Raw genomic sequence first — 2,505 nt, 5'->3', positions numbered from 1 at the left:
GATGCTCGCCGTGGCAGGCGTCGTGCCAGCGTTGCAATTCGGCAACCATCTTTTGCAGGCGCGCCGTTTGCGCGTTGAGCGCGGCGATGTGCTGCGCGGTCAGCCGTTTGACCTCGCCCGCGTGCCGCGCCGGGTCTTCCTGGAGTTGCAGCAGGGTGGCGATTTGCTTCAGGGAAAAGCCGACGTCGCGCGCGTGGCGGATGAAGTGCAGCCGCGCCAAATCGCCCGCGCCGTAGCGGCGGTAGCCCGCCTCCGAGCGCGCGGCGGGCGCAAGCAGCCCCTGCTTTTCATAATCGCGGATTTGTTTGGCGGAAAGACCGGCGTGCCGCGCCGCTTCGCTGATGTTCATCGTGCTTGACCTTGACCGTGGGTGAAGGCTTATAGTGCGTCCCGGTGCAGCGTTTCGCAATGCTGCGTGTTTCCACCCTTTGGGAGAATGTTATGCAAACGGTTGTTTTGAATGTGGAAGGTATGAACTGCGGCGGCTGCGTCAAGAGCGTGACCGGTATCTTGCAGGGCGTTGATGGCGTCGCCAGCGCCGAGGTTAGCCTGGAAAACAAAAACGCCACGGTGTCGTTTGACCCGGCAAAGACCAGCCCGGCCGCGCTGGTTGAGGCGGTAGAAGACGGCGGCTACGAGGCGTCGTTGTAACGCTGTCCCGCTGCGGGACAATTTCCGGCAATGGTTGTCAAAACGTCCGCCGTTCTGTCCCCTCCCCCGCAGGGCGAAGCCCGCAGCGGGCGGGTTCCCACGCAAAATGCATCCGTATTTTGCGTGGGGCCCGGGGGGGGAGGGTTAGGGTGGGGGTAGCAATCTTTGCACGCCCGCCGTTGTACCCTTAACGCACTATCCACCAATCATGAGAACCCGGCGCGACCCCAAACTGCGGAATTTTGCCCGCGAATTGCGCAAAGAGATGACAGATGCCGAACGCCGTTTATGGCAACATTTGCGCGGTGGACAGCTACATGGCATCCGCTTTCGCCGCCAGTACGTTATTGGCAACTACATCGCTGATTTTGCCGCGCCTGAAATCAGGCTAATCATTGAACTGGACGGTGGACAACACGCCACGCAACAGCGCTATGACCACCAAAGAACTGCTTTCCTGCAAAATCGCGGCTATTGTGTACTGCGATACTGGAATCATGATGTCTTGCAACAGACGGGGGTGGTTTTGGCAGAAATTCTGAAACATTGCCAAACCCCGCGCTGAAATCCCTGACACTACCCCCTCCCCGTCCCTCCCCCGCTGCGGGCGCTGGCGCGCCCTGCGAGGGAGGGGGTCTTTCTCTCTGTGAAAAATCCCCATGCAGCAAAAAATCCGCTACCACATCGACGGCATGACCTGCCAGGCCTGCGCCAGCCGCATCGAAAAAGTCCTCAACAAAAAGCCCTTCATCGCCGCCGCCAGCGTCAATTTCGCCAGCGAAGAGGCACAAATCACCTACGACGACAGCCAGACCGACCCGGCGGCACTCGTCGCCCTCATTGCCAAGACCGGTTACAGCGCCAGCCTGCCGCAAGACGCCCCGCCCGCCGACGAACCGGCGCATCCCGGCTGGCGGCTGTGGCTGCTGCTCGCCATCAACCTGCCGTTCCTCGTCGGCATGATGGGCATGATGATTGGCCGCCACGACTGGATGCTGCCGCCTGCGGCGCAACTCGCGCTCGCCAGCATCGTCCAGCTCTGGCTCGCCCTCCCCTTCTACAAAAGCGCCTGGGCGAGCATCAAGGGCGGGCTGGCCAACATGGACGTGCTCGTCGCCCTCGGCACCAGCGCCATCTACCTCTACTCGCTCTACATGATGAGCGCGCCGCACGGCCACGGCCACATCTACTTTGAAGCGGGGGTAATGGTCATCGGCTTCGTCTCGCTCGGCAAATACCTTGAGCACCGCAGCAAAAAAACCAGCCTGAACAGCCTCGGCCTCTTGCTCAAACTGACGCCGCGCCAGGTGAGTGTGCAGCGCGACGGCGCTTGGCAAACCGTACCGCTCGACCAAGTACAAATCGGCGACCTGCTGCGCGCCAACCCCGGCGAACGCATCGCCGCCGACGGCATCGTCGCAAGTGGCAGCGGCTGGGCGGACGAAAGCCACTTGACTGGCGAATCGCGGCCAGAGGCGAAAGAACCCGGTAGCCGCGTGCTGGCAGGTGCGCTGGTCAGCGACGGCAGCCTGGTCTATCGCGCCGAACAGCTCGGCAAAGAAACCCTGCTCGGCGACATGATGGCGGCGCTCTCCGAAGCACAAGGCAGCAAAGCGCCGATTGCGCGCATCGCCGACCGCGCCGCCGCCATCTTCGTGCCAACGGTGGTCGCCATCGCCGCCGCCACCTTCGCCCTCACCTGGCTGATTAAAGGCGACTGGACCACCGCGCTGATGCACGCCGTCGCCGTCCTTGTTATCGCCTGCCCCTGCGCGCTCGGCCTTGCCACCCCCGCCGCCATCATGGTCGGCATGGGCAAGGCGGTGCGGCACGGCATTTGGTACAAAGACGCGG

4 protein-coding genes are annotated in these 2,505 nt (G+C 62.8%); 3 read left to right on the top strand and 1 reads right to left on the bottom strand.

Going from position 1 to position 2,505, the window contains the following annotated elements; translation table 11 throughout:
• Positions 1-349: MerR family DNA-binding protein (locus Q0349_RS11945; protein ID WP_298081230.1), on the bottom strand; the 349-nt coding region annotated here is incomplete at its 3' end.
• A gap of 92 nt (positions 350-441) precedes the next feature.
• On the opposite strand from Q0349_RS11945, the gene Q0349_RS11940 reads away from it, so the two are divergent.
• The 3 genes from Q0349_RS11940 to Q0349_RS11930 form a co-directional block, all read left to right on the top strand.
• Positions 442-651 carry a cation transporter gene (locus tag Q0349_RS11940; RefSeq protein ID WP_298081228.1) on the top strand — a complete coding sequence of 70 codons (210 nt, stop codon included), beginning with the start codon at positions 442-444 and terminating at the stop codon, positions 649-651.
• Between the two features lie 208 nt (positions 652-859).
• Entirely contained in the window at positions 860-1,216 is a 357-nt protein-coding gene (locus tag Q0349_RS11935) for a DUF559 domain-containing protein (protein WP_298081226.1), read from the top strand.
• 94 nt (positions 1,217-1,310) lie between these two features.
• Positions 1,311-2,505: HAD-IC family P-type ATPase (locus Q0349_RS11930; protein WP_298081225.1), on the top strand; the 1,195-nt coding region annotated here is incomplete at its 3' end.

Origin of the sequence: uncultured Cardiobacterium sp., from assembly GCF_938028185.1 — a bacterium.
Taxonomy (GTDB): Bacteria; Pseudomonadota; Gammaproteobacteria; order Cardiobacteriales; family Cardiobacteriaceae; genus Cardiobacterium.
Note: the sequence above shows the minus strand (reverse complement) of the source record. Positions and strands in the feature narration are given on the sequence as shown.